Origin of the sequence: Vibrio sonorensis, from assembly GCF_001854765.1 — a bacterium.
In the GTDB taxonomy this organism is placed as follows: Bacteria; Pseudomonadota; Gammaproteobacteria; order Enterobacterales; family Vibrionaceae; genus Vibrio; species Vibrio sonorensis.
Genome location: NZ_LJJE01000070.1, coordinates 82,355 through 108,436 on the forward strand (window position 1 = coordinate 82,355; position 26,082 = coordinate 108,436).

The following is a 26,082-nucleotide window of genomic DNA, read 5'->3' on the forward strand; positions in this document are numbered from 1 at the left end:
ATGGTTGAAGAAATTCAGCAACAAAAAAGGCTCCCAACGGAGCCTCTGTTAAATAAAGGTTTGGTTTACTTGTCTTCGTCTGGCAACTTAACGTTAAGTTCCAATACCGCGATGTCGTCGTCTTTGTGCTCAAAACTGAGGTCGACCATGTTGGGGTCGATATCAACGTATTTGCTGATGACGTTAAGGATGTCTTGCTTTAACTCAGGAAGATAAGAGGGCGCAGGATCATTTTGGCTGCGGCGCTCGGCAACAATAATCTGTAATCGCTCTTTCGCCAAGTTGGCCGAGGTTTTCTTCTGAGGGCGAAAAAACTCAAGTAGTGACATCGACTTATCCTCCAAATAGGCGTTTAAAGATGCCTTTTTTCTGCTCAGTTAAAAAACGGAAGTCGATCTGCTGACCAAGAAGGCGCTCTACCGTGTCGCTGTAGGCCATCCCCGCATCAGATTGATCGTCGAAAATAACAGGAACGCCTTTGTTGGAAGCATTGAGAACGGCCTGACTCTCTGGGATAACACCCAATAGGGAAATATGTAGGATCTCTTCCACATCTTCTACGCTAAGCATCTCTCCTTGAGTCACGCGCGCCGGATTGTAACGAGTAAGCAGCAGATGCTGTTTTACTGGTTCTAAATTTTGCTCGGCACGTCGCGATTTGGAATCTAAGATACCTAAAATGCGGTCAGAGTCTCGCACTGAAGAGACTTCGGGGTTAGTGGTCACTATTGCTTCATCTGCAAAGTAAAGGGCCATTAGCGCGCCTTGTTCGATACCCGCTGGAGAATCACAAATAACAAAGTCGAAACCCATTTCGTCTAGCTCATCGAGAACGCGTTTGACGCCATCGTGAGTTAAGGCATCTTTATCACGAGTTTGAGAAGCAGGGAGGATAAATAGGTTTTCGCTGCGTTTATCTTTGATTAACGCCTGATTGAGAGTGGCCTCGCCATTGATGACATTGACGAAGTCATACACGACGCGACGCTCACAACCCATGATTAAATCAAGGTTGCGCAAACCGATATCAAAATCGATCACCGCTGTTTTTTTTCCTTTTAGTGCTAGACCAGATGCAATGGCGGCACTAGAGGTGGTTTTACCAACGCCACCTTTACCTGACGTGACAACTATAATTCGTGCCATATGGTTTCCTTATTATATTGATAGTGACTCTAGGTGTAACGAGTCATCTTGATAGCTCAGCATGACTTTTTGTTGCCAGCACTGTTGATCAAATTGTTCCGTTAGCCAGTAATGGCCAGAAATGGACATCAACTCAGCTTGCAGTTTATTGCAGAGAATCACGGCTCCCGTGTTGCCGTTGGCGCCGGCGATAGCGCGGCCTCTTAGGGTGCCATGAATGTGAATTGAACCATCGGCAATGACTTCAGCGCCTTCGCTAACGTGGCTGAGAATCACCAAATCGGCGTCTTTGGCGTAAATCTGTTGCCCTGAACGCACGGGAGTTTTAACAACCTTGGTTGGCGCCATTTTGGCGGGAGCTTGTGAAGCCGTTCGGCTTGCAGACATAATGGCGAACCCCGCGTCAGCGGCGAGGTTTTCGGTTCTTTTATCTTTACAGCCCGTGACGCCGACAGGGATCATATCGACGTGTTCTAATCCGTGTCTAAGTTGGTCAAATGCCAAGTCGCCTTCGACTTTAGAAACGTTGATCACAACGGGTGCTCGGGCGAAAAAAGTTGGAGCTTGCTCCACTTTTTGCCTAAGAAATTGAATAGCTTGTTCTACTTTGTTGTCGGAAAGGTGCAACACGGACAAAGTAAAACTACTACCTTTTAAGTCTGGGGTAAGTGACATCTTTGACTATGAACCTTATTTAAATCTTCGCCAGCTAAGAAATGGCGTTGCCTGAGAGTAGGGCAGTCATGTTATATTCACACTTTAGCGGCAGCAAGATACCAAGAGTTCAATTGGTTGTTTTAGTGCCAAATATAGCGAAACTTTGACGTTTTTCTGAAATAAACCAGCCCCATAATCAATAGGTTTGACATGATTTGTGCAATTTATAAGAGTTTAAAAAAAGAAGGCACCTTCCTCTACATTCCCAAAAAAGATGATTTTTCTCGGGTACCCGACGCATTAATGCAAACGTTCGGTAAACCTGTCATGGTAATGGTGATAAAACTGGATGGTCGCGAACTCGCTCAGGTAGACGTTAAGAAAGTAAAAGAGTCTCTATTAACAGATGGTTTCTTTTTACAACTACCGCCACCTCCAGAAAATCTGTTAGAACAGCATAAAGAAAGAAAAGCACGACAAAAATCTCAACCAGAATAAGGGCGTGCTTTCGTTGCTCAAGGAGGGCAATTTGAAAAAAATACTGTCAGTTGCGTTAGGATTAGCACTCGCTGGTCACGCAAACGCGAATCCCGTGGAATTTGAACAATACGTTCAAGGGTTAAAGCAAGAGGCCAGAGAAAAGGGCATTTCTGAGCCAATCATTGAACAAGCTTTTCAAGGAATAACCTATAAGCCTCGCGCTATAAAAGCGGATCGAAATCAGCCAGAAAAGCGTTTAACGCTGGATGAGTATATACCGCGCGCAGTGCCGGAGTGGAAAGTTAAGCAAGCCAAAGAACTGTATAAAGAGCATTACGATGAATTAAAGCGCATTGGTGACGAATATGGCGTCCAGCCTAGGTTTATCGTTGCACTTTGGGGTGTTGAGAGTAATTTCGGGAAGTTCACCGGCGGTTATGGCGTGATTGATGCCTTGTCTACCATGGCATACGATGGCCGACGAGAAGCGTTTTTCCGCAAGGAAACAATGGCAGCATTAACCATACTTGAGCAAGGCCACATTAAAGCAGAAGCGATGAAAGGTTCTTGGGCTGGTGCAATGGGACAATGCCAGTTTATGCCAAGTTCTTTCCTAAACTTTGCCGCTGACGGAAACGGCGATGGAAAAAAGGACATTTGGGATACCAAAGCCGATGTCTTTGCGTCTACGGCAAATTACTTGAGCCAATCGGGCTGGGATGACAACTACACGTGGGGAAGACAAGTTAAAGTGCCAAAGGGCTTTGATTTAAGCGTACAAGGTCGCGAGGCAGCCAAAGGTAAAACCTTAACCCAATGGTCGGAGTTGGGGGTAACGCGCTATGATGGGCGTCCTTTGCCGAAGTTAGATACGGATATCACCGCGTGGTTGACGGCACCGGATGATGCCAATGGTCGTGTCTATCTGGTTTACAACAACTACAACGTGTTGATGAAGTGGAATCGCTCTTACTACTTTGCGTTAGCCGTCAGTCATTTGGCTGATAGAATTCGCTGGTAACACCGAATTGAAAAAGGCTCCAGAAGGAGCCTTTATTATTTGTTTATTTCTTGGTGTGGTACTGCTCACAAGCCATCATGGTGTTTTCAATCAGAGTGGCTACCGTCATCGGGCCAACACCACCAGGTACAGGGGTGATGAAGCTTGCGTTTTCTTTTGCTCGATCGTACTCAACATCACCGACTAACTTACCTGATTCTAGTCGATTAATACCCACATCGATCACGATAGCACCTTCTTTAATCCAGTCGCCGGGAATAAAGTTAGGTTTGCCAACGGCGACAACAACAACGTCGGCTTGACGAACGTGACCTTCCAAATCTTTCGTGAAACGGTGACAAGTCGTCGTCGTACAACCCGCAATTAAAAGCTCTAATGTCATAGGGCGTCCCACGATGTTAGAAGCACCAACGACCACGGCGTGTTTGCCGCGTAAATCGATGTTGTAACGTTCCATAAGGGTAATGATCCCTTTAGGCGTGCAAGAACGCAGTTTAGGGATACGCTGGGCTAGACGGCCGACATTATAAGGATGGAATCCATCAACGTCTTTTTCCGGAATAATACTCTCAAGGACGCGAGTGGCATCAATACCTGCTGGCAGTGGTAACTGAACCAGAATGCCGTCGATTTCTTCGTCGTTGTTGAGTTGGTTGATAAGAGCGAGTAGATCTTCTTCAGTAGATGAAGCGGGTAAGTCAAAAGATTTGGAAACAAAACCCACCTCTTCACAAGCGCGGCGCTTACTGCCTACGTACACTTGCGAGGCTGGATCTTCACCAACTAGAACAACGGCTAATCCTGGAGCGCGTAGTCCTGCTGCAACGCGGGCCTTAACGCGGGCTGCAACTTCAGAACGAACGGTTTGTGAAATTAGAGTTCCATCAATGTTTTGAGCTGTCATGACTTTCCTTCAAATGGGATTGGCGACATTTATTTGCTGCGCATTGTCGCAAAATTTTTATAGAACATCCATACGCAAACGTTTGCTTTGTGCTGTTTTTAATCATCTGACTCCACTTTGAGTTTTTTTTAGTCATTTGGATCAGAATGTTAGTAAAACACGTTGATTTCAGATTTCGAACTCGTATAATCCTTTCCCTGTAGCGCGCCCTTAGCTCAGCTGGATAGAGCACGTCCCTTCTAAGGATGTGGTCGTAGGTTCGAATCCTACAGGGCGTGCCATTCTTTACGGGGCGTAGCAGGTTAGTACTTGCTACGCCCTTTTTCGTTTTTGCAGTTTTGGGTCTAGTAATGGGTTTAGTAAGGCTGCAGCTAAACGTAATTAGATGAAATGCATTTGGGATGTTACCCACGTTCTCAATCATCTAGACGACAATGTTCAACTGTCGTTCTAGTGATGAGTTGATTGAGATAACTTTTCACTGATGATTATCGGTATGAGCAGTATTCATTATCTATCTTGTGCTCGATTTCTGAATAGAAAATCACATAGATTGCCGTGTTGCTTGAAATACGACCAACTAATTTTGGCTATAGGTCTAGCCTAACCACTGCACTAACAATAGTTCCTCACTACCTTAGCAAGCAAGGTCGTCGGCAAATATCTTGAAGCCGTCTTAGGCGAAAGGCACGACTTCGCAAGATCTCTCTATTAATCAGTTTCTTTTCTGCTTTTATGCATCCTTTGGTATAGTCACATAAATGCATTTGTATTGAGCTGGCTAATCGCATGGAATCGACAATCAATAAGTCAAAACTATCTGAAACCGACATCATCACGAAATTCATTCTTCCTGCTATCAAAGGTGCGGGATGGGATGATATGTCCCAAATTCGTCAAGAGGTAAAATTACGTGACGGTAAGGTCATTGTTCGTGGTCAAGCGGCTGCAAGGAAAAAAGTTAAGTCTGCGGATATAGTTCTTTACCATAAACCGAGTATGCCTCTAGCGGTTGTCGAAGCAAAAGCGAATAAGCATGAAGTTGGTAAAGGTATGCAACAAGGACTAGATTACGCTAGCTTACTTGAAGTTCCTTTTATCTTTGCGTCAAATGGCGATGGTTTTATCTTCCACGATAAAACAATCCTGCTCAACTCGAAACAGAAATTCGACTTGAAGATTTTCCAACACCCAAGCAACTATGGGACAAGTACTGCGTTTGGAAAGGCTACAAAGCCGAGCACCTTCCAATCATTACTCAAGACTATCATGATGACGGAAGCGGAAAGTCTCCCCGTTACTATCAGTTACAAGCGATAAACAAAACCGTGGAAGCTGTAGCAGCAGGAGAAGACCGCGCATTACTGGTTATGGCAACGGGTACGGGTAAAACTTACACTGCATTCCAGATTATTTGGCGACTATGGAAGTCCCGAGCTAAAAAGCGCATCCTATTTCTAGCGGACAGAAACATTCTGGTCGATCAAACTAAGACCAACGACTTCCAACCGTTTGGAACCGCTATGACTAAAGTCACGGGGCGTAATGTCGATCCTGCATACGAAATCCATCTAGCCTTGTATCAAGCTCTGACAGGTCAAGAAGAACACCAAAAAGCATACAAACAGGTCGACCCTGATTTTTTCGATCTTATTGTTGTTGACGAGTGCCATCGTGGCAGCGCCGCTGAGGACAGTGCGTGGCGCGAGATCCTTGAGTATTTCGGTTCAGCGACTCAAATAGGGTTAACCGCGACACCAAAAGAAACCGATATCGTATCTAACACCGAATACTTTGCGATGCCATTTATACCTACTCTCTAAAGCAAGGTATTGAAGACGGTTTTTTAGCCCCTTACAAAGTTGTGCGTGTGGATATCGATGTAGATTTACAAGGTTGGCGACCAACCAAAGGGCAAGTCGATAAACATGGTGAAGTTATCGAAGACAGGATCTATAACCAGAAAGACTTCGACAGAACCATGGTCATTGATGAGCGAACAGAGCTTGTTGCACAGACCATCACTAGCTACCTTAAGCGCATTGATCCTATGGCTAAAACCATTGTGTTTTGTAATGATATTGACCATGCAGAGCGCATGCGTCGAGCGCTGGTCAACTGCAACCCTGAGCAAGTTGCTAAGAATGAAAAATATGTAATGAAAATTACAGGTGATGATGAAATCGGCAAAGCTCAGCTTGATAACTTCATCAACCCCAAAAAGGCTTACCCTGTTATCGCGACCACCTCAGAACTCATGTCAACAGGTGTTGATGCAAAAACTTGCAAACTGGTAGTTCTTGACCAGAGCATTCAGTCGATGACTAAGTTTAAGCAGATCATCGGTCGTGGTACTCGTATTGATGATCGTTATGGAAAGCTATGGTTTACCATTCTCGACTTCAAAAAGGCGACTGAACTGTTTGCGGATGAGCGCTTTGATGGCGTACCTGAGCGAGTTAAAGAGACAAAACCAGAAGACTTTGATACAGATGAAGGACTCGATGAGATCATCGATGGTGAGGATGAGCTTGAACAAGATGATCCATTTGAAGGGGAAGATATCGACCCTGAAAGCATCCAAGAACCAGAAGCCTCATACGACTCTGGTTCATCTCCTTCAGGTGCTAGCAATGCCGAAGATGATTGGCAGGATGAACACCGAGTTAGAAAGTTCTATGTCAACGGTGTAACGGTGAAAGCCATTGCCGAACGTGTTCAATACTACGATGCCGACGGTAAACTCGTAACCGAATCGTTCAAAGACTATACCCGCAAGACGATGGCAAAACAGTTCACCTCGATGGATGACTTTGTTAAGCGCTGGCAAGATGCCGATAAAAAGCAAGCAATCATCGATGAGCTAGCAGAGGAAGGCATTATCTGGGAAGCGTTAGAGCTAGAAGTTGGCAAAGATCTCGACCCATTCGACATGATTTGTCATGTCGTGTATGACCAACCAGCACTCACCAGAAAAGAACGGGCTGACAACGTCAAAAAGCGCAACTACTTCACTAAGTACGGTGAAACGGCTCAGCAGGTGTTGAACAACTTACTAGACAAGTACGCAGACGAGGGCGTTCAAGAGATTGAAAATATTCATGTACTCAAAGTTAAGCCTTTTGACGAGATGGGACGTCCTGCTGAGATCGTCAAGAAGTGCTTTGGCGGAAAAGAGCAGTACTTAGAAGCGATTTCTGAACTGGAAGCCGAAATTTATCAATCTGCATAAGATTTCCGTCACAAATTGAAAAAATCGCCTAATACACTACATATAGAAAACAATAACCACAAAAAACATAGATATTGTATTTTAGTTTTCAAGCACGACTTATATAGAAGATTTGTGTGAACTATTTCACATTGACTATACACATCAGATAGACAATACTTCACCGCAATAGTGCCCAGTCCCCTGTTTCTGAAGTTATCTTTCGAGATGACTTTGGAATCAAGGCTGGGCGTTCTCGTTTTTACAGCAAGGAAAATCAAGGACACAGGATGTCACTAACCCCGCCTAAGCAGTTCAAACACTATGAGGAGCTCATCGATATTCTCATAGAAAGAGGCATGGTGATAGACAGTCGTGAAAGAGCTATAAGAAAGCTCGCACAGGTGGGATATTACCGACTGAGTGGTTTTTGGTATCCAGCAAGAGTTATCGAACGAGACGAATCATATCAACCCATCCAGTGTGAACACTTAAAACGACCAAAGCGGCTCAATCACTTTCAACAAGGCACCGAGTTTGACCAAGTGTTCAATCTTTACCTTTTTGATAAAAAACTCCGCTTAGCAATGCTTGATGGCCTTGAGCGCATAGAGATATTTGTCCGTTCAGTTATCGCACATGAATTAGGCCGAGGCAAAAAGAAACAGCCAGGCACGGGGGAGGATATTCCTGAACCATTAGCTTGGAAAGATTCTGATTACATCAATGGCAAATTTCTCAAGAAGCGAGGACATAGACCAAGCCTTTGGGAAGAGTGGCAAAACAAACACAGTAAACTCATTGAAAGAAGCCAAGAAGACTGTATTGTTTGGCACAAAAAGAACGAGAAAGAAATGCCCTTTTGGGTTGTTATCGAAGCTTGGGACTTTGGAACAATGTCCAAGTATTACGGTATGCTCAAAGATCAATATCGCCAGCGCATCTGTTCAAGATTAGGAATCGAAGATAAAACTGAAACCGATGTATTACGAGCCTGGCTTATGGAAATGAACATTTTACGTAACCGATGCGCTCACCATACTAGGATATGGAACCAACAATCCTCTAAAGTTTTAAAAGTAACATCTCACGAGTCTTTCGAAGACATAAAGGAAAACGGTAATACGCTGTCTCGTCTATACGGCGTGATCCGTGTTATGTGGTTTTTAATTGAACAAATTGGCCCAAGTTCTTGCTGGTTTGATGACGTCAATAACCTTATAGAACAATTCCCTCAAGTACCAGGATGCCCACTCTCGTCGCTGGGAATGCCTGTGTCATAACAAATTTAGCATTGCTACTCGGCTACCTTCAGGTAGCCGTTAACTGTATTCGCCTTTAGGTTCAAAAATCCGAACGCTGACGAATATGCTCATGGGCAGATGAGGAAATATCGTTTCCTTTGAACTGACGATTCAAGTTTTTAGCTGCAACCAAGGTCGAGCCAGAGCCAAAAAACGGATCAACAACTAGCTCGCCTTCTCTGCTACTTTGAGCGACCAGAACTTCCAAGAGACTTACTGGCTTTTCAGTTGGATACCCTCTATAGACCCGTTTATGGTTAGTATGTCAGGTATGCTCAAATCATTAAGCTTCCTCTTACCCTTTTCAAAAAACAGTATGTATTCGTGTCGAGCACGGTAATGGTAGCCCATACCAATGCTCACTTTGTCCCATACAATAGGTTTCCAGAATTTGAAGCCGACTTTCTCCGCTATCGGCTTAATGACAAACATCGTTTCTTGGTCACAAAATAGGTAGAAGTGGGAGTGGTTCTTGAGCACACGATAGACCTCACTGAGTAACGCTTCAAATCTATCGTTAGGAAAAATCTCAAACCATTGATTGCTTGACGCCTTGCTCACCTTAAGCCGAGTCGTTGTCCCAATTTTTCGGTGTTTTTCTAAGGACTCATAGGGAGGGTCGGTGATTAATAGATCAACGCTCGCTGTATCGAGCGTTGACAACCATTTAACAGCATCAACATGGAATAAATTCATCAGATTTTTATACAACAAGACTACTGCATGCTTTCCCATTCATATAGGTTTGAGATTGCACTCCTTTATCCAGGCGACGACAATCTATACAGTAGCTTTGGTATCCTTCAGGGTTTCGAGCGGTCACTCTAGCAGGTGTTTTACCAAAGGACGACGGATATGGATGAAAAACGTGCTCTCCTCCATTCGCATCGGAACAGTGAGGGCAGGACTTAAATTTTTGGCCTGTATGGGGATCTCTTTTGTGTATCATCCCTACGTTCAAACGTTTATTACAACAACTGCATGTCATGCAAAGCACCTCTTTAGTATCAAAGACATTTTATGATACTAACTGCTTATAAATCAAACAGTGAGGAAAGCAACAAAGTTCTTCTTAGCTTGTCACCTTCTAATCCTTACAAATGAGCATTCTTTTGGTTTCCTCGATAGAGATGAGACCCCAATCTAAATTTTCATTCATTACGATTAGTCGTGTATCAGGCAAAACGCTCATTGCTTCATCTATAGCCAATTTTAATGAGTCGAAGTCGAGACTCATTGCTCGGAGATCTGTCCTCTCTTTCCCGACAACATCATACCAATGCCCCTTGTACATCCTGCGCTCCTCTTAATAACGATAATTTATTAGTAAAAGTCAGAAAAAATAATTCTACGTCAAACGCATCCGTCTTTAACGGCTCTTATCTTCATCCAGCCAACTGGATATCTCTGCTAAACCTGCAAGTGAATCGTCATTCAAGCATCGATGCTTAACGTATTTTGGAACCACAACATCCAACCCCAATGCAACAAAGTCTGGATGTTCCGAAATGATTTTCACGTACTGTTCAAGCCGACTCTCTGGTGTAGAGTCCCTTTGTAACTGCTTCTTGACAGCCTCTCTGAACTTAAGAATTTCCTCAGGAGAAGCATCTTCTATGTCTTCATATTCAGAACACCTAAGTTCTTCATAAAGAACATCGGCCAGTTGCTTATGGCTCCAGCCTAAGGCATCCAACATGGTTCGAATTTGCTGTTGTTTTTGGGCTGTCCCCATTTGTCCCTACCCTACTAGTTACTATGCAATGGTCTCAGCGGAGACAATCATTCATAAACGAAAAGGAAAATATTATGTCTAAAAACAAAGCACCAATGACCCCAGAAGCCGCTGCTCGCATTCAAGCGAATCAAGCAAAACAAAATGGCGGACAAGTATCTAAAGATTCGTTCGCTGCCCGTGCTCAACGCGCTGCTGCTAATAACCAAAAACAAGGTAAGTAAGGAGATAAACATGAGTAAAGAAAATCCTAACTACCCAAGCAAAACTGGCGAGCCTTCTGGCAAAGGTCGTGGTAATACTCCTAAACGCTAGCAACATTCTGAGGCAGTCATCGCTGCCTCATTTCATATCTATGAACACCCTTTGGCGTTCAACTTAAAATTGCTTAAAAACAACTGTTGATCCGATTTATAGTCTGAATACGGTACAGACTTTTCCGTTTCTGCAAGAGCGCATAAACACGTTTCTCGCTTACTTTCATACCAACTTACCGACACCATATTCTTTGCTGAGTTAATGCAGGTATCAACGATGGCATACTCCACTTCGATAGGGTAACGCTCTTCTTCTAGAGCACCGTTCACCTTATAACCGCCAAACAACCCTACAGCTAATGCTGTACTCGCTGACACTAACTTACGCTTGCTGAACTTGAAGCCTTTAAAACTCTTCTCACACTCTTTACAAGCAATATTTTCCGCAAACTCGATATCATTGTCGGTTTGACAATGTGGGCATTCTATTTTCATGAAACCTAGACAACCTACTGATCAATTTATTTAATTTGATGTTTATTTGATTATTGCTTATTGAGCCATAAATAACCACTCTTTTGCATATGGACTAATTCACGTTATTCATATCAATTCTGCTATAATCTGCCCCAATTTTTTCAGTCAGTTAGTAGTAGAACTCCATGTCAATCAGTTCAGTTATCAAGTCTATTCAAGACATCATGCGTAAAGACGCGGGTGTTGATGGTGACGCGCAGCGTCTAGGCCAAATGTCGTGGCTTTTATTCCTTAAAGTGTTTGATGCCCAAGAGGAAGAGTTAGAGTTCGAGTTAGATGATTACCGCGAACCCATCCCAGCCAAATACCTATGGCGCAACTGGGCGGCAGATAACCAAGGCATTACAGGTGATGAGCTATTGGAGTTTATCAATGATGACTTATTCCCGACGTTAAAAAACCTAACCGCGCCGAAAGACACTAACCCACGCGGATTTGTCGTGAAAGAAGCTTTTAGTGATGCCTTTAACTACATGAAAAATGGAACGCTACTGCGTCAGGTGATTAACAAGCTCAACGAAATCGACTTTACTGACTCTAAAGAACGCCACCTGTTTGGTGATATCTACGAGCAAATCCTACGCGACCTACAAAGCGCAGGTAATGCAGGTGAGTTCTATACCCCTCGTGCAGTGACTCGTTTTATCGTCAATCGTCTTGACCCTAAACTGGGTGAGCAGATTATGGATCCCGCCTGCGGTACGGGCGGTTTCTTGGCTTGCTCGTTCGATCACGTCAAAGAGAACTACGTGACAAGCGCAGCCGACCACCAAACGCTGCAAAAGCAAATCCATGGTGTAGAGAAGAAACAACTACCACACTTGCTGTGTATCACCAATATGATGCTCCACAGCATTGAAGTCCCTGTGCAGATTAAGCATGGAAACACGCTTAACAAACCGCTTTCAAATTGGGATAGCAATATCAACGTGATTGCGACTAACCCACCGTTTGGCGGCACTGAAGAGGACGGGATTGAAAAGAACTTCCCTTCTGAAATGCAAACTCGTGAAACCGCCGATCTGTTCTTACAGCTTATTGTGGAGGTATTGGATAGAGATGGTCGCGCAGGTGTGGTATTGCCTGATGGCACCTTGTTTGGTGAAGGTGTAAAAACCAAGATTAAAAAGATGCTGACGGAAGAGTGTAACCTGCACACGATTGTTCGCTTACCTAATGGCGTGTTCAATCCATACACAGGTATTAAGACCAACATTCTCTTCTTTACCAAAGGCCAACCGACCAAACAAGTGTGGTTCTATGAGCACCCTTACCCAGAAGGCGTGAAGAACTACAGCAAAACCAAACCGATGAAGTTTGAAGAGTTCCAGCAAGAGATCGATTGGTGGGGTAACGAGGCAGATGGATTCGCTAGCCGCATTGAGACCAAGCAAGCTTGGAAAGTGTCGATAGGGGATATTATCGAGCGCAATTTTAATCTTGATATTAAAAACCCTTATCAGGATGAAGTAGTCAGCCATGATCCTGAAGAGTTGCTGGCGAACTATCAGCAGCAACAACAAGACATCAAAGCACTACGTGACCAACTGAAAGGCATTCTCGGTGATGCGCTTAGCTCTGCCATTCAAGGTAAAAACCAAGGTGGAGAGCAATAATGGCTGTAGAGAACCTAATTACCGAGCATATTGATGTTTGGACTTCAGTAGTGAAGACCAGATCGACCTCTGGTCGTGGCAGCAGCAAAAAGCTTGAGCTTTACGGTGTTAAGAAGCTGCGCGAGCTAATTCTAGAGTTAGCAGTGCGAGGCAAGCTTGTTCCTCAAGATCCTAATGATGAGCCTGCTTCAGTATTACTTGAGCGAATTGCGGCTGAAAAAGCACAGTTGGTGAAAGAGAAAAAAATCAAAAGATCAAAAGCTTTACCATTAGTTTCTACAGATGAACAACCATTTCAATTGCCTAATGGTTGGGCTTGGGAGCGCATTGGTACGTTTGGGGTTGTTGGAACAGGAGCTACTCCTTCCCGCGCCAAACCTGAATACTGGGAACCAGCAGAATTCAACTGGGTATCTAGTGGTGAAACTTCAGAGCTTTTTGTAAGTGCAACTAAAGAACGTATATCAGGTTTGGCACTAGAGGAGACCAACGTTTCTATTTACCCGAAAGGTACTCTAATTGTTGCTATGTACGGGCAAGGAAAAACTAGAGGACAGATAACTGAACTTCTAGACAGTGCAGGCACGAACCAAGCTTGTGCTGCAATACAGTTGGTGGAGTTATCTCAAGGTCACAGAAGTTACGTTAAGTTGTTTTTTAGGAAGGCATATCTGGACTTAAGAAGTCAGTCAGCGGGTGGAGCACAACCAAATCTAAATGTGGGTAAAATCTCAAATACTGTTATCCCAGTTCCACCATTACCAGAACAACACCGTATCGTCGCCAAAGTCGATGAGCTAATGGCACTCTGCGACCAGCTTGAGCAACAGACCGAAAGCAGCATTGAAGCACATCAAGTGCTGGTAACGACTCTGTTAGACACACTCACCAACTCAGCCGATGCTGACGAGTTGATGCAAAACTGGGCGCGAATCAGTGAGCATTTCGATACCTTATTCACTACTGAAGAAAGCATCGACCAGCTCAAGCAAGCTATTCTACAACTGGCGGTGATGGGTAAGCTTGTCCCACAAGATCCAAGCGATGAGCCTGCCACTGAGTTACTGAAAAGAATTGCTGAAGAAAAGGCGCAGTTAGTCAAAGAGAAGAGAATCAAGAAGCAAAAAGCGCTGCCGCCGATTAGTGAAGATGAAAAGCCGTTTGAACTGCCGAATGGGTGGGAGTGGTGTCGAATTCAAGATGTAGCTCTATTTACTACATCGGGTTCTCGAGATTGGGCTAAATATTACTCTGATTCTGGCGCTCTATTTGTCACCATGGGCAATTTATCTCGAGGCAGCTACGAGCTGCGTTTAGACAATTTAAGGTTTGTACGCCCACCTAAAGGGGGCGAAGGCTCTCGAACTAAACTGGAGGCGCGAGATCTATTAATTTCCATAACAGGTGATGTCGGTAACTTGGGATTAATTCCTGAAGAGTTTGGTGAAGCATACATAAACCAACATACGTGCTTATTACGATTTATGCCAGAATGCCAAGGAAAATACTTCCCTGATTTTATGAGATCTCCACTAGCTAAATATCAGTTTGATGCTCCACAACGAGGTATTAAAAATAGCTTTAGATTGAGTGATGTTGGTGAAATGCACGTACCGCTTCCTCCTCTAAATGAACAAGTCCGTATCACAGAAAAAGTTAGTGACTTTCTCAGTATATGTGAGTGCTTAAAAGTCAGACTTCGAGAGTCTCAAATCACCCGATTACACCTCACCGATGCAATTGTTGATCTAGTAGTATAACTATGAGTCTTTACAACATCTCCAATAAAAACCTCACCGCACGGACACCGACCACTTTTGCAGCCGAAAGGCTGCAAAAGCACCACGATTATTCGTCGCTTTTTAACGGTATAGATGCAATTTTCTTTGTCTTTCTTGTATTCAGTGTGTATTTCGATAATTTGCTGAAAAAAGCCTCCTTTTAGAGAGTCTGTTTCAGCTAGTTCTGGGTTTTTTGCTTTCTAGCGTACTGTAAGCTTTCGCCCTAATTCGTCTCACTTTGTCACATAACTTCTACGAATGTTCTACATAGCACCCTTATCCTTATCTGTATGATTCTTCCAGTAATCAGTAGCAAGGATAAGGTCGATGAATTTAAAGAAAATGTTCTCTGTTGTGTTATTGGGGGTAACCGCTGTTTTAGTAGGGTGTGGAGGAAGTAGTGAAGAAATCCGAAAAGCACTCGCCCCTGAAATTTCACAGCTTAACAGCAGCTATGCCACCGCGATGAACAATGGCGCCGCTGTTGTCAATTTAACGCCAAAGGTGGAATACAAATGGGGTGGCAATAAAGGCGTTAAGTATTCTTGGAATTTTGTTAAGTACGTAGGCAGCGGTAGTGGTCAACAAGTGATCCTGTCCCCTAATTCAAAAGATACGCAGATCCGCATGATGAGTGCTGGTACTTACCAGTTCAAGTTCCGAGCTGAAGGTGACACCATAGCTTGGAAGAATCACTTTTCTGAAAAGATAGTGAATATCAATGTGAATGGAGCCTCATCAGTCAGTGCTGCTGCTATGTCGTTTCAAAATTTCGAATCCCAACCTCGTAACCTTCCGCTTTTAACGGGTTTCGACTTTTCCTCGAGCGATTTAAACAATGCTTGGGTTTTGGGTACACAAAACCGCAGCCTTTGGTTAACCATTAACGACTTGTCCCAAAGTAGTGGCCGTGAATATGCGTTAAGAGAGATTGCTGATCAGAGCCTTGATAAATTGATCATCGATTTGTCTTTGACAAGTCACTCAGAGAACGACAGTGCAGAGGCGAATGCAATCCGCCTAGCGGAACTGGTCAATGTCGGCGCTCAAGTTTTTCAACAGCACCTGTCTGAAAGCAGAATGATTCCAGTTGCTGCCAATGGCACAGGCACGGAAAAGGAGAACTTGAACATTGTCATCGTTTTAAGTCAGCAAACGTCGGCCTATGGTGAACTTTTGGCACATATGATCAGTCGAGATCCCAACCGTAGTTTACCTGTATATCTGATAGGCGAATCTACGTCGGCAGCCTTGGTTTCTTTGGATACTACGATGGTTCGCAAGCCTTGTCAGATTTAACAATACAAGAAGAGTACAAAGCGGATAACTTTGAAAATTCAGTTTATGTCACAACCCAACTGTAACTAGCGAGTGACATTTTCCCCCGACTTAGACGCCTGTCGGGGGATTTTTTTAAGCGACGTCTTTCACTTCTGGCTCATCGTCAACCGCTTTCAATTTCGGCAGTGGGTTTCGTGAGCCAACCGCTTCTTCAATAGAATTGAAACCATCTTCTTTTAACAGTTTCACAAGGCCTCGGTTTATTTCACTAATGTTCTGAGGGCCATCAAAAATCATGGTGGTGATCATATGAAGTAGGCTTGCACCTGAAGTGATTTTTTCATAGGCGTCTTTTGCCGTGAACACGCCTCCCACCCCAATGATGGTAAGCTTGCCGCGCGTGCGTCGATACACGTGGCGGATGACGTTGGTTGATATGCGTTGAAGAGGCAGTCCACTCATAGCGCCTTTGTGGTAGGGCAACTCGTCTTTGACATACTCTTGGTTATGAGACGGTTTGGCGAGGTTAGTAAGGACAACGCCGTCAATCTGATGTTCCATGCAGCAATCAACGATGGTGTTGATTTCTTCTATTTCTAAATCAGCGGCCAGCTTGACGTAAACGGGCCTTCCCTCGACGCGATTTTCAGTAACGGCTGTAAGCAGGGCATTTAGGTTGTCTGGGTCGACAAACGGTTCGCCATCTTGGGTGTTTGGACAACTGATATTAATGGTGTAGTAGTCACCGATATCTTTAAACAAGCGCATGGTTTTTACGTAGTCTTCAATAGAGTCCTGTAAATCAAATTCGGGCGTTAAATTAGACTTTGCGGCATTTATTCCTACTTTTAGTGGACCAAAATCGGTTCCTGCCAAGCGAGCTGATATCTTTTCGGCTCCTTGGTTGTTTAAACCGTACCAGACGAGTATGGATTTTGACTTGACCATTCTAAACAGGCGTTTGCCTGGGTTGCCCGGGCAAACTTCGCCGGTAAACGACCCCAGTTCTGCCAATCCAAATCCTATCGATGGGTAAATACTAGTAAGCTCCCCGTCTTTGTCGAACCCCGCAGATAAGCCAACGGGGTTGCGATAATCGATGCCATCTACTTGTGTGTTGAGACTTTTGTGGTTGTAGTTAAACAGCATTGATGTAATGGAACGGCTAAGTGGATTAGAGCCCAGAGCTACACCTACTTTTTTGAGCTTGTAGTGGGCATCTTCTGGGTCCATTAGAAAAATGAGTGGCCTTATCGCGCGATAGAGCAGTTTTAAGGTAAAATTACGGACTCCAATGAAAGTACTCATGAAGCTTCTCCTTACTTTCTTATTTCACGTTGTTATTAAAATGAGCAGCGATTAATAAATCACTAACAAAATAGTAATGGTAATCATTCTCATTTAGATCTATATTTTGTGAAAAGTGTGATATGAGGAAGAATAATGCGTGAGATCTTGACCCAACTGATTCGTCGTCCAGAGGGGCGTGCAAACCCAAGTCACGCACATAAAGCCAGTTCCCAGCCACTTTGGCGTTCATCGGGCCACATTTTTTACCTTCTTGACACTCTAAAGCTCTGTTATCAAAGCCAAGCTGGCATGGTGACTTACGAAAGGGTTGCGGAAGAGTCTTTGGCGCCTTTGTGTCGAGAACTCGCGAAAGGCAACTGGACGCAACCGCGCTCTACCGCTAATGTCCCTTCGCTTTTTTCAATTTCGGTATGTGCAGTAAGTTGGGAGCAACTGGCGGGTCAGTCGCGAGTAAAAGCAATTCCTGATGCCGCGACGTTTCGATTTGAAGATATCGACTTTATGGCTTCTGAAGCCAAGTTTCAAAGCCCTTACCGCCAGTGTGACGACATCGCGACGCCTCTATCTGATGTGGGTGGGTTCGATAAACAGGTTCGTCGATTACACAACATTTCACTTTCTGACTTCATATTAATCCTGCAGGAGTGCAATCATGCGGTTCCCCGCGACTTGCAAAAGGCTCTCCATGTTCAGCCAGACAACTTTGCCTATCGATTTACCGACAGAGAAACGCGTATGCTGGGCAAACTGGGTGGATTGGTACAAAGTTAATCGACCTTTCACACGGCAGTTATTTCAGCCCCAGCACTTGGCTAATTTTCGCTGATGATGTGAATCTGGCGCGAACCTTTCAAAACGGGGTACGCTAATGTAAACCGTTTCTGTTAGCATAATCTAGCACGCTTTTTAGGCGCCAAAATAAGGTATTGCATACGCATTCTCAAGTTGGTTTTTGGCGACTTTAAGGAGAATAACTTGTCACGACAAATTGAGTTTGGGGGAACAAAATGGAGATAGTGACTGAAAGGCTTAGGCTGAGACAATGGACTGAGGGTGATAAACAGCCTTTTCGGGAGATGGGTTCCGACCAAGAGGTGATGCGCTTTTTTCCTAATTTGCTAAGCGCAAAACAATCGGATGCCGCAGTCGATAGGATATCAAACCTGATTGACGAAAATGGTTGGGGCTTTTGGGCAGTAGAAGAGCGCTCTAGTGGTCAGTTTATTGGCTTTGTTGGTCTGCACGGACAGGAAGAAGAGCAGATCCCCTGTACTCCAATGGTAGAAATTGGTTGGCGTCTTGCTCGTGAGCATTGGGGTAAAGGGTATGCTCCTGAAGCGGCCAAAGCGGCGTTAAAATACGCTTTTGACTCGCTAGGTGAATCGCGGATTTACGCGTTTACATCACTACTCAATCTACCTTCTCAGCGAGTGATGGAAAAGATCGGCATGCACAATACGGGTTTGGACTTCGACCATCCAAAGGTGCCAGATGGGCATCGATTAGAAAAACACTGCTTGTTTCGTATTGATAAAGAATACTGGTTAGAGAATCAAGATATATGAGAACGGTTTTAGTCACTGGTGGTGGGCGTGGTATCGGTGCCGCTACCGCCATTCACCTCGCCAAACAAGGCTATCAAGTGGTGGTGAACTATCACCACAACACGGCTGCCGCTGAAAAAGTTGTCGCTGAAATAATCCAAGCTGGTGGGCAAGCCGTTGCCCTTCAAGCGGACGTTGCTGACGAAAAACAAGTGGCAGAGCTGTTTGATCAAGCTGAACAGTTGTTCGGGCCAGTTAACTATTTGGTGAACAACGCTGGCATCTTGTTTACTCAGTCTAAACTGGAAGATGTTTCTGTTGAGCGTTTCCAAAAAATCTTGAATACCAATGTTATCGGTTGCTTTTTGTGTAGCCGCGAGCTGATAAGACGTTGTTCTGGGCAAGGTGCCATTGTCAATGTGTCTTCTGGTGCTGCAAGGACAGGCTCTCCCTTTGAGTACGTCGATTATGCTGCCTCAAAAGGAGCGATGGACACTATGACTAAGGGGTTGTCTTTGGAAGTCGCAGAACGCGGCATTAGAGTTAACTCAGTGCGTCCAGGCTTGGTTTACACCGACATGCATGCAGATGGTGGCGAACCGGGAAGAGTCGATAGGTTGTCTTCTAAAATCCCGTTAAAGCGCGGGGGCACCAGTCAGGAAGTGGCGAATGCAATTGCTTGGTTATTGTCAGATGAAGCTTCGTATATTACTGGCACTTTTATTGATGCGACAGGGGGGCTATAGGTCCCTTTAGCTCAGTAAAAATGGGTGATGTAACAAAAAATTCATGGCGAATGCATTTGTTTTTTCTCCGATTGTTCATCATATTGTAATTAAGGTGTAACAAAGAGGAGAGTCGCCTATGCATCAAGAAATGATCCAACCTTCACAATTTGGCATTATCAGCCGTACATGTCTGTTTGCTTTAATTTCAATTATTGGGGTCTTTGCACTGGTTTAAACCACAATTCGTTTCAGAGTATAGCCACACTGGGTTTGTGGTAGATAGCTTTGTCATTTCTATGCTAGGTTTTTAGTGTGTAATTTAACAAAGTGTCGCGCTTAATGTGGTCTTTCAGCTCTGTCTCTAATCGCTTTGCAGCCTTGCCTGAAGCTTTTTTCAGCAAGGTTGCCCCGACTCCTCTTGAAAATACCCGTTGGGTTGCGTGGAATTCCGCTTTAGCCAAGCAGTTGTCGTTACCAGAAAGCCACCAATCACATCCGCAATTAATGTCTATATTATCTGGCTCCGATGTTCCGAAGAATTTTGTTCCTATTGCGATGAAGTACGCAGGGCACCAGTTTGGGGTATACAACCCTGACTTAGGTGACGGTCGTGGATTGCTCTTATGTGAACTCACCGATGTCAACGGAGCCGTTTGGGATATACACCTTAAAGGCGCTGGTATGACGCCCTATTCTAGATCGGGAGACGGGCGTGCGGTTTTGCGTTCAACCATCCGTGAGTACTTGTGTAGTGAAGCTATGCATGGCCTTGGTATACCGACGACGCGTGCTCTGGGAATGATGGTCAGTGATACTCCGGTATATCGCGAAAAAGCGGAACAGGGAGCGCTTTTGATCCGCTGTGCCGAGAGCCACATTCGCTTTGGTCATTTTGAACACTTTTTCTATACCCAACAGTGGGATGAGCTTAAGTTACTGGCCGATAAGGTCATTGATTGGTATTGGCCTGAATGCCGAATGTCTGCCCATCCTTATGAAAGCATGTTCCAAAGAGTTGTCGACACTACAGCAAAGATGATCGCCAAGTGGCAGGCGATTGGGTTTACCCACGGTGTAATGAACACCGATAACATGTCGATAATTGGCCAAACGTTTGACTATGGACCTTTTGCTTTTTTAGACGACTACGATCCGAGTTACATCTGTAACCACTCCGACTATGAAGGCCGGTACGCTTTTGACCAACAGCCACGCATCGCTCTGTGGAACTTGTCGGCTTTAGCTCATTCACTATCGACTCTGATTAGCAAGGATAGGCTGGAAAATGCTTTATCGGCTTATGAAGGCCTTCTGGGGCGCTATTTCAGTTCCGAGATGCGCAATAAACTCGGCTTGCTCAGTCGTCAAGAAGGGGATACGGAACTGTTTAGTGACCTGTTTTCGCTACTTGAAAGACAAAATACGGATTACACAAACTTTATGCGACAACTGGCTATGGTAGACCAAAAAGGATATCAGCCAGTGTTAGATTTGTTCGTGGACCGCTCGATGGCGGGTAAGTGGCTAGAGCGTTATATAAGACGTTGTGAGTTAGAGGTCGATGAAAAGGGTGACGTGGTCACAAATTGTACCCGTTGCAACAGAATGCGTCAGCATAACCCTAAGTACATACTGCGCAATTACCTAGCGCAACAAGCGATTGAAAAAGCGCAGCAGGGCGATTTTTCAATGGTTAATAGTCTGGCTAAGCTGTTGCGATCTCCTTTTGACGAACATCCTAAGCACGAAAAACTGGCCAGCTTGCCTCCTGATTGGGGTAAAGGGATGGAGATCAGTTGTTCTTCTTAGCGGGTATAGTCGCTGGCCCACTGAATTAACTTTTTACGCAGTAGAGCTTTGTTTACTGGCTTGGTCAGAAAGTCGTTCATGCCTGCCACTTTACACGCTTCTCTATCGCTATCCATCGCGTTGGCTGTCATGGCAAGTATCGGGAGGTCTTTAGCTTTATCTCCCGCTTCACCATGTCGGATAAAGCGAGTCGCTTCATAACCATCCATCTCTGGCATTTGGCAATCCATCAATACCAAGTGGTAATCAGATTTTTGTTTGAGTTTTTCAATGGCGAGCTTCCCGTTTTCTGCGACGTCGCATTGACAGTCGAACTGCTTGAGTAAACCGGATATCACAACCTGATTCACTCGATTGTCTTCGACAACTAGGATATTGAGTCCTTGTGGAAACTCTTCTTGGTTGGTGGTTTGCTCGCTAAGGCCGGATAGGTAGTTGTGAGTGACCAGTTCATTGTCATGGAAGTCTTCACTGGCGATTACTTTTAGGGCGCTCAATAGATCAGAAGTTGTAGCGGGTTTTACAAAGTAACCGCTAAAGCCCAGTTTTTTAAAGGTATTTTGCTCGTCAATCGCATCTAACGACGTCATCATTATCAGCTTGATATCACGAGTAGACGAGCCTTGATGTAACCTTTGGCTTAGCTCAATGCCGTTGATATCTGGCATCTGCATATCTAGAAATGCGATGTCGAATGACATGCCATCTGATTGGCTATGCCGTTCGCATTCAGCTAATGCTTGCTCTGCATTTTCTGCTTCTGTTACCTCGGCTCCCCAGTGTTCCAACTGCTTTGAGAGTACTTCGCGGTTGATGGCGTTATCATCCACCACCAATACTTGAAGCTTGCTAATATCGGTGGATGGTAAAACCCTTGTCGATTGCTCAGACTTACCCACCAAAAGAGTAAACTTAAAGCAACTTCCTTTGCCGAGTTCGCTGGTGACTTCAATGTCGCCATGCATGATCTGACAGAGCTTTTTCACAATAGCGAGTCCTAAACCCGTTCCGCCGAATTTTCGGGTTGTTGAAGCATCAACCTGACTAAACTTATCGAAAAGGTGTTCTGCTCTCTCTTTTGGGATACCAATTCCACTGTCCCTGACACTGCCGACCAATTTCCACTGCGATGAACTGTGGTTCTCTATCTCTGCTTTGATAACGATTTCGCCGCGCTCGGTGAACTTGATTGCATTGCCAACCAAGTTAGCGAAAATCTGGCGTATCCTAGTACTGTCGGCGAGGATCATGGATTCATGTATACCAATGGTGTCGAGAACCAGTTCAACATTGGGGTTGGTTAAACTAGATACCATGCTTTCAGAAAAGGTGCCGAGCATATCTCGCAAGTTAAAGTGGTGTTCGTCCAACTCCAGCTTATCGGCTTCAATTTTGGAAAAGTCGAGAATATCGTTCAAAAGGTTTAGCAGGGACAGTGCACTGCTTTGTGCAAGGTAAGCTTGATGGTGCTGAGAATGAGTGAGGTGGTTATCCATTAACAGCTCTAGCATGCCGATAATACCATTCATTGGCGTGCGTATTTCATGGCTCATAATTGCCAGAAATTCACTTTTTGCTTTTGCTGCAGCTTCGGCGACTTCTTTCGCTTCGACTAATGCTTGGTTAGCCGCTTTTTGGTCGGTGATATCTTTGATGATACCGGTGAAAATAAGCCCTTTTGAGGAACTGACTTCTGCAATAGAGAGTTGAATCGGGAATATTTCGCCGCTTTTACGCAGCGCTTCAAACTCGCGTCCCAGTCGACCTTTTTGATCTCTAACCCCAATGATTCTCGACTCTTTGGTTTCCATATAGTGGTTGATATAGGCCTGATGGTGTTGGCTATAGCGCTTACCCATTAAAAGCTCTATTGATTTTCCCAGCACTTCGTCTTCGGTGTAGCCAAACATAGTTTGAGCTGCTTGGTTAAATGAGAGCAGCTTTCCCTTAGTATCGATGGTAATGATGCCGTAGGGCGCAGTATCAAGGATCGCTTCTAACTGTTGACGCATCTCTAGCTGGCTTTGAACTATTGTGCCTTTTTCTAAAATCTCTTTATCAAGCTCGTTAATTGAGGTTGTGGTCTGTTCGAGTTTTTCGGCAAGCTGGTTAACAGACTGAGCAATGCTATCGACCTCTTTCACGGTTTGAGAAGGAATGCGATATTGAAGTCCTTCTTTTTTTAGCTTGTCTATATAGCCAATCAAAGAGGTGATGGGGTTGATGATTTGTGCTCTTAGCGAGTACCACATGGTTGCGAGCAACAACAGAGTTGCAAACAGCAAACCAATCCCAACGATTTTATACATCATGCCAAGGGTGCTAAACGCTTTATCATTGTCATAAGCGACAGAAAGGAGATAGCCAGATTGTCCTACTCTAAGTGTCTTTTTTTCCTGAGTAATCGATTGTGGCAACTCGTTTGCATCGACAACGACTTGGTTTTTCATGTTCTCTTCTTGGGTAAGAGAAATTTGGTAGATGGGGTAGTAGGCCCCTTCGAGTTTGCTAAATGTATCTTGTAAAAGTTCTTGGTAATTTTGCTGCCAATCGGTAGAAATTAACACCCAGCCCATAAGCCTATTTCTGACCATTATAGGCTGGTGATCCACTGAGAGGTTTTTAGATCGGAAAGAAAAGGATCGCTATTGGGTTTACTAATATTTGAAACATTGGTGAACAGGCCATTAAACATGGGATAGTTTTCAATTTTGGAATACAGCCATTTTTCACCGTTATATTTTTCTCCCTGATGGGTGATGGTCGAAGTTGAAAACACATAACCTTCGTTGTCGATAACAAACATGTAATTGACGAAAGAGTGTGTCCTTATTGTATCGTTAAGAGATTGAGCGATTCCTCGGTTAATCCCTTTGTCTAAAGCGCGTTTAACTTCGCGGTTCTGCGCCTTTAACGAAGAGATAGAGAGCATTTTTTCGTTGTACTCATCGATAATGCCAGTGACTAACTCAAGTGTTCCAGTGATTTGCTGATAGACGTTTTTGTGCAGTGCCTTGCTGGTAATGGAGTAGGCAAAAACGCTGATCGCCAAAATGATGGAGAGAGTGAGGGTTACTATTGTTAAAGTCAGTTTTTGTACTAAACCCATGTTAATACCATTGATACTTTAAGAGACTGCTATCTGACGGCTGAAGCTCTAGGTATTCAAAGCTTGAGCGATTAATTAAAAATATCGGTTGGGTCTGCATCGATGACGAGAGGTAAGTAGCTTTGTCTTTTGTGTAAGGATCTCCGCCGCTAGAAACGCTGCCTGCCTGCCCAGTTCGTAAAAGTCAGATACTGGGCCAAAGGTCGCACCGTTCTGAATTCCTGACTTGTTAGAGCTGAGAATTGGGATCTTGTACTGAGTTGATATATCAATAAGTACCTCTTCGCCACCATTTTGCAACAGGGTATCTGTGGTAGTAATAAACAGGTCAATATCACCGGTAAGTAGCTCAGCTTTCTGTCGCAGTTCTTCGAGATCACTGGCTTGCACATCTATCACATCAATGTTTTTGCGTTTTAACAAGCGAGTGAGGTTGGCCGCTTGGATTTTTGAGTTGGGCTCGCCTTTGCGATGAAAAATAGCTGCGCGCTTGGTCTCTGGTACCAAATCGTCAATCAAAGACAAGTAATGTTGCAATGGAATATAGTTACTCGTTCCAACTAGATTATTGCCTGAGTATTCGAAAGAGTCGATCAACCCTGAATCGGCTGGATAGGTGACAATGGAAAATACGATTGGTGTGGTATCGGGTATAGACTCTTTGACGATAACGGTTCCACTTGTAGTTAACGAGTAAACCAAGTCGGGGTTTTGGGTTACCAAGCTTTCAGCAAACGCTTTTTGCTGAGCTCGGTCACTGGTCAATGGGCCTTGGATGAAAATGACATCTTTATTGGGTTCTAAGCCACTCTCTTTTAGGCCGTCTTTAAAGCCTTGCAAATTGTTGGGATAGCCAGTCCACAAAGACAGTGCGATGGAATAGGGTGGGGTGTTAGCAATAACTGACCACGAGACTGAGGCCAATATTAACGCCAGTAACCCAGTGATGGATAAGTTTCGCACCGCTTTCATGTTTGCCTCCATATGCAATCGTTTCTAACAAGTGTAGACGGGATTATCGGACTAAGTAGTGTTACTCATTTCAAAGGGTTAGCTATTTTTAAAGATGTGAACTCGGTTGTGTGCGGTCGAGCTATATAATTCAATGGCCGGCGGTTAAAGCTAGGCTTTAGTGAAGAGAGTGAGAGAAGAATTTATCGAATATTCAATGTCTAACCATTTAGGGCTAATCATTGGATATAAAATTATCAATAGCGACTATACTTAGGAGTAATGATTCCCCTTACAACGCCTGAGCTACCTAGATCTGCAGTGGGTATTTAGGGATGTTGAGAATCAGACGATTTGGTATACACGCGATTTGTGTTAACCAGCAAGCGATGGAGGAGAGGGACGGTTTTTGTCTCCTTCGGCCACTTCCCTCTCCTCACATTTTCTGTTCCACCCTTAAGAGCCAAGCTTAGGCTCTTTTTTATTGTTGCCGTTACCTAATTAACAGGGTGATCGACAATCAATCACAGGGGCTTCTCCCTTCATACAACAGTGGGTGGATTTCTACCCATTTTGAGTCTTTTTGTGTGTGTGTTTTCACCCGTTTGGTTGCTTTTTTTAGGAAGGCGTTGAGTAATCCCTCCTTTAGAGAGTTTGTAAGTTATTGATATATATTGAATGTTAATAAAATGTGCAAACT

At 44.3% G+C, this 26,082-nt stretch carries 21 protein-coding genes, 1 tRNA gene and 2 pseudogenes; 13 read left to right on the forward strand and 11 right to left on the reverse strand.

The window, feature by feature from the left end:
* Positions 1-65: 65 nt before the first annotated feature.
* From minE to minC, 3 genes are read right to left on the reverse strand one after another with little or no spacing between them, the layout of a single operon-like run.
* Positions 66-329 (reverse strand): cell division topological specificity factor MinE, encoded by a 264-nt coding sequence (gene minE, locus BLO31_RS13210; RefSeq protein ID WP_070967331.1) that lies wholly within the window; start codon positions 327-329, stop codon positions 66-68.
* A 4-nt stretch (positions 330-333) separates the two neighbouring features.
* Complete coding sequence (gene minD / locus BLO31_RS13215; protein ID WP_070967334.1) at positions 334-1,146, reverse strand: septum site-determining protein MinD; 813 nt, start codon at positions 1,144-1,146, stop codon at positions 334-336.
* A 12-nt stretch (positions 1,147-1,158) separates the two neighbouring features.
* Complete coding sequence (minC, locus tag BLO31_RS13220) at positions 1,159-1,821, reverse strand: septum site-determining protein MinC (RefSeq protein WP_070967338.1); 663 nt, start codon at positions 1,819-1,821, stop codon at positions 1,159-1,161.
* A gap of 192 nt (positions 1,822-2,013) precedes the next feature.
* Between minC and BLO31_RS13225 the strand changes: the two genes are divergently transcribed.
* Both BLO31_RS13225 and BLO31_RS13230 read left to right on the forward strand, forming a co-directional pair.
* Positions 2,014-2,301, forward strand: a complete 288-nt coding sequence (locus BLO31_RS13225) for a YcgL domain-containing protein (protein ID WP_070967342.1) — start codon at positions 2,014-2,016, stop codon at positions 2,299-2,301.
* A gap of 31 nt (positions 2,302-2,332) precedes the next feature.
* Positions 2,333-3,304, forward strand: coding sequence for a lytic murein transglycosylase (locus tag BLO31_RS13230; RefSeq protein WP_070967347.1), 972 nt, complete (start codon positions 2,333-2,335; stop codon positions 3,302-3,304).
* A 43-nt stretch (positions 3,305-3,347) separates the two neighbouring features.
* Here the strand turns inward: BLO31_RS13230 and folD are convergent, their stop codons facing one another.
* Complete coding sequence (gene folD / locus BLO31_RS13235; RefSeq protein ID WP_070967350.1) at positions 3,348-4,208, reverse strand: bifunctional methylenetetrahydrofolate dehydrogenase/methenyltetrahydrofolate cyclohydrolase FolD; 861 nt, start codon at positions 4,206-4,208, stop codon at positions 3,348-3,350.
* Positions 4,209-4,412: 204 nt separating this feature from the next.
* Between folD and BLO31_RS13240 the strand changes: the two genes are divergently transcribed.
* The 3 genes and pseudogenes from BLO31_RS13240 to BLO31_RS13250 all read left to right on the forward strand — a co-directional run bounded on the left by BLO31_RS13240 (position 4,413) and on the right by BLO31_RS13250 (position 8,702).
* Positions 4,413-4,489, forward strand: a tRNA-Arg gene (locus BLO31_RS13240).
* 508 nt (positions 4,490-4,997) lie between these two features.
* Positions 4,998-7,440 (forward strand): annotated as a pseudogene (hsdR, locus tag BLO31_RS13245) (EcoAI/FtnUII family type I restriction enzme subunit R).
* Between the two features lie 269 nt (positions 7,441-7,709).
* Positions 7,710-8,702, forward strand: a complete 993-nt coding sequence (locus tag BLO31_RS13250; RefSeq protein ID WP_070967353.1) for an Abi family protein — start codon at positions 7,710-7,712, stop codon at positions 8,700-8,702.
* A 61-nt stretch (positions 8,703-8,763) separates the two neighbouring features.
* Here BLO31_RS13250 and BLO31_RS13255 read toward each other — a convergent pair.
* A pseudogene (locus BLO31_RS13255) lies at positions 8,764-9,419 on the reverse strand (DNA-methyltransferase).
* 673 nt (positions 9,420-10,092) lie between these two features.
* Entirely contained in the window at positions 10,093-10,458 is a 366-nt protein-coding gene (locus BLO31_RS13265) for an elongation factor Ts (protein WP_070967357.1), read from the reverse strand.
* Between the two features lie 74 nt (positions 10,459-10,532).
* On the opposite strand from BLO31_RS13265, the gene BLO31_RS23520 reads away from it, so the two are divergent.
* Positions 10,533-10,682, forward strand: coding sequence for a hypothetical protein (locus BLO31_RS23520; RefSeq protein ID WP_017790133.1), 150 nt, complete (start codon positions 10,533-10,535; stop codon positions 10,680-10,682).
* A 129-nt stretch (positions 10,683-10,811) separates the two neighbouring features.
* On the opposite strand, the gene BLO31_RS13270 is transcribed toward BLO31_RS23520, so the two are convergent.
* Complete coding sequence (locus BLO31_RS13270; RefSeq protein WP_070967359.1) at positions 10,812-11,210, reverse strand: hypothetical protein; 399 nt, start codon at positions 11,208-11,210, stop codon at positions 10,812-10,814.
* A 167-nt stretch (positions 11,211-11,377) separates the two neighbouring features.
* On the opposite strand from BLO31_RS13270, the gene BLO31_RS13275 reads away from it, so the two are divergent.
* From BLO31_RS13275 to BLO31_RS13285, 3 genes are all read left to right on the forward strand, one after another.
* A complete protein-coding gene (locus tag BLO31_RS13275) occupies positions 11,378-12,868 on the forward strand; it encodes an N-6 DNA methylase (RefSeq protein WP_070967362.1) in 1,491 nt (496 codons plus the stop codon).
* Positions 12,868-14,628, forward strand: coding sequence for a restriction endonuclease subunit S (locus BLO31_RS13280; protein WP_070967366.1), 1,761 nt, complete (start codon positions 12,868-12,870; stop codon positions 14,626-14,628). The genes BLO31_RS13275 and BLO31_RS13280 overlap by 1 nt, the downstream gene beginning before the upstream one ends.
* 348 nt (positions 14,629-14,976) lie before the next feature.
* Entirely contained in the window at positions 14,977-15,948 is a 972-nt protein-coding gene (locus BLO31_RS13285; RefSeq protein ID WP_070967369.1) for a hypothetical protein, read from the forward strand.
* Between the two features lie 114 nt (positions 15,949-16,062).
* Here the strand turns inward: BLO31_RS13285 and BLO31_RS13290 are convergent, their stop codons facing one another.
* Positions 16,063-17,238 (reverse strand): quinone-dependent dihydroorotate dehydrogenase, encoded by a 1,176-nt coding sequence (locus tag BLO31_RS13290; protein WP_070967372.1) that lies wholly within the window; start codon positions 17,236-17,238, stop codon positions 16,063-16,065.
* 135 nt (positions 17,239-17,373) lie between these two features.
* Between BLO31_RS13290 and BLO31_RS13295 the strand changes: the two genes are divergently transcribed.
* The 4 genes from BLO31_RS13295 to BLO31_RS13310 all read left to right on the forward strand — a co-directional run bounded on the left by BLO31_RS13295 (position 17,374) and on the right by BLO31_RS13310 (position 21,322).
* Positions 17,374-18,012, forward strand: coding sequence for a hypothetical protein (locus BLO31_RS13295; protein WP_084659812.1), 639 nt, complete (start codon positions 17,374-17,376; stop codon positions 18,010-18,012).
* 236 nt (positions 18,013-18,248) lie between these two features.
* Entirely contained in the window at positions 18,249-18,806 is a 558-nt protein-coding gene (locus BLO31_RS13300) for a GNAT family N-acetyltransferase (protein WP_070967375.1), read from the forward strand.
* Complete coding sequence (locus tag BLO31_RS13305; RefSeq protein WP_070967378.1) at positions 18,803-19,531, forward strand: glucose 1-dehydrogenase; 729 nt, start codon at positions 18,803-18,805, stop codon at positions 19,529-19,531. Before BLO31_RS13300 ends, BLO31_RS13305 begins: the two co-directional genes overlap by 4 nt.
* Before the next feature lie 321 nt (positions 19,532-19,852).
* The gene (locus BLO31_RS13310; RefSeq protein ID WP_070967382.1) at positions 19,853-21,322 is read left to right on the forward strand and encodes a protein adenylyltransferase SelO; all 1,470 of its coding nucleotides are present in this window, start codon (positions 19,853-19,855) and stop codon (positions 21,320-21,322) included.
* Here BLO31_RS13310 and BLO31_RS13315 read toward each other — a convergent pair.
* From BLO31_RS13315 to BLO31_RS13320, 3 genes are all read right to left on the reverse strand, one after another.
* A complete protein-coding gene (locus BLO31_RS13315) occupies positions 21,319-23,898 on the reverse strand; it encodes a hybrid sensor histidine kinase/response regulator (RefSeq protein WP_175443219.1) in 2,580 nt (859 codons plus the stop codon). The genes BLO31_RS13310 and BLO31_RS13315 overlap by 4 nt on opposite strands.
* Positions 23,899-23,915: 17 nt before the next feature.
* Positions 23,916-24,431, reverse strand: a complete 516-nt coding sequence (locus BLO31_RS23525) for a cache domain-containing protein (RefSeq protein WP_139159007.1) — start codon at positions 24,429-24,431, stop codon at positions 23,916-23,918.
* A gap of 75 nt (positions 24,432-24,506) precedes the next feature.
* On the reverse strand, positions 24,507-25,403 hold the full coding sequence (locus BLO31_RS13320; RefSeq protein WP_070967385.1) for an ABC transporter substrate-binding protein: 897 nt from the start codon (positions 25,401-25,403) through the stop codon (positions 24,507-24,509).
* Positions 25,404-26,082 lie beyond the last annotated feature (679 nt).

Bases quoted from the DNA above. Each gene is read 5' to 3' on its own strand.
- minE (WP_070967331.1), bottom strand. From the start codon at position 329: ATGTCACTACTTGAGTTTTTTCGCCCTCAGAAGAAAACCTCGGCCAAC.
- minD (WP_070967334.1), bottom strand. From the start codon at position 1,146: ATGGCACGAATTATAGTTGTCACGTCAGGTAAAGGTGGCGTTGGTAAA.
- minC (WP_070967338.1), bottom strand. From the start codon at position 1,821: ATGTCACTTACCCCAGACTTAAAAGGTAGTAGTTTTACTTTGTCCGTG.
- BLO31_RS13225 (WP_070967342.1), top strand. From the start codon at position 2,014: ATGATTTGTGCAATTTATAAGAGTTTAAAAAAAGAAGGCACCTTCCTC.
- folD (WP_070967350.1), bottom strand. From the start codon at position 4,208: ATGACAGCTCAAAACATTGATGGAACTCTAATTTCACAAACCGTTCGT.
- BLO31_RS13250 (WP_070967353.1), top strand. From the start codon at position 7,710: ATGTCACTAACCCCGCCTAAGCAGTTCAAACACTATGAGGAGCTCATC.
- BLO31_RS13265 (WP_070967357.1), bottom strand. From the start codon at position 10,458: ATGGGGACAGCCCAAAAACAACAGCAAATTCGAACCATGTTGGATGCC.
- BLO31_RS23520 (WP_017790133.1), top strand. From the start codon at position 10,533: ATGTCTAAAAACAAAGCACCAATGACCCCAGAAGCCGCTGCTCGCATT.
- BLO31_RS13270 (WP_070967359.1), bottom strand. From the start codon at position 11,210: ATGAAAATAGAATGCCCACATTGTCAAACCGACAATGATATCGAGTTT.
- BLO31_RS13275 (WP_070967362.1), top strand. From the start codon at position 11,378: ATGTCAATCAGTTCAGTTATCAAGTCTATTCAAGACATCATGCGTAAA.
- BLO31_RS13280 (WP_070967366.1), top strand. From the start codon at position 12,868: ATGGCTGTAGAGAACCTAATTACCGAGCATATTGATGTTTGGACTTCA.
- BLO31_RS13285 (WP_070967369.1), top strand. From the start codon at position 14,977: ATGAATTTAAAGAAAATGTTCTCTGTTGTGTTATTGGGGGTAACCGCT.
- BLO31_RS13290 (WP_070967372.1), bottom strand. From the start codon at position 17,238: ATGAGTACTTTCATTGGAGTCCGTAATTTTACCTTAAAACTGCTCTAT.
- BLO31_RS13295 (WP_084659812.1), top strand. From the start codon at position 17,374: ATGCGTGAGATCTTGACCCAACTGATTCGTCGTCCAGAGGGGCGTGCA.
- BLO31_RS13300 (WP_070967375.1), top strand. From the start codon at position 18,249: ATGGAGATAGTGACTGAAAGGCTTAGGCTGAGACAATGGACTGAGGGT.
- BLO31_RS13305 (WP_070967378.1), top strand. From the start codon at position 18,803: ATGAGAACGGTTTTAGTCACTGGTGGTGGGCGTGGTATCGGTGCCGCT.
- BLO31_RS13310 (WP_070967382.1), top strand. From the start codon at position 19,853: ATGTGGTCTTTCAGCTCTGTCTCTAATCGCTTTGCAGCCTTGCCTGAA.
- BLO31_RS13315 (WP_175443219.1), bottom strand. From the start codon at position 23,898: ATGGGCTGGGTGTTAATTTCTACCGATTGGCAGCAAAATTACCAAGAA.
- BLO31_RS23525 (WP_139159007.1), bottom strand. From the start codon at position 24,431: ATGGGTTTAGTACAAAAACTGACTTTAACAATAGTAACCCTCACTCTC.
- BLO31_RS13320 (WP_070967385.1), bottom strand. From the start codon at position 25,403: ATGAAAGCGGTGCGAAACTTATCCATCACTGGGTTACTGGCGTTAATA.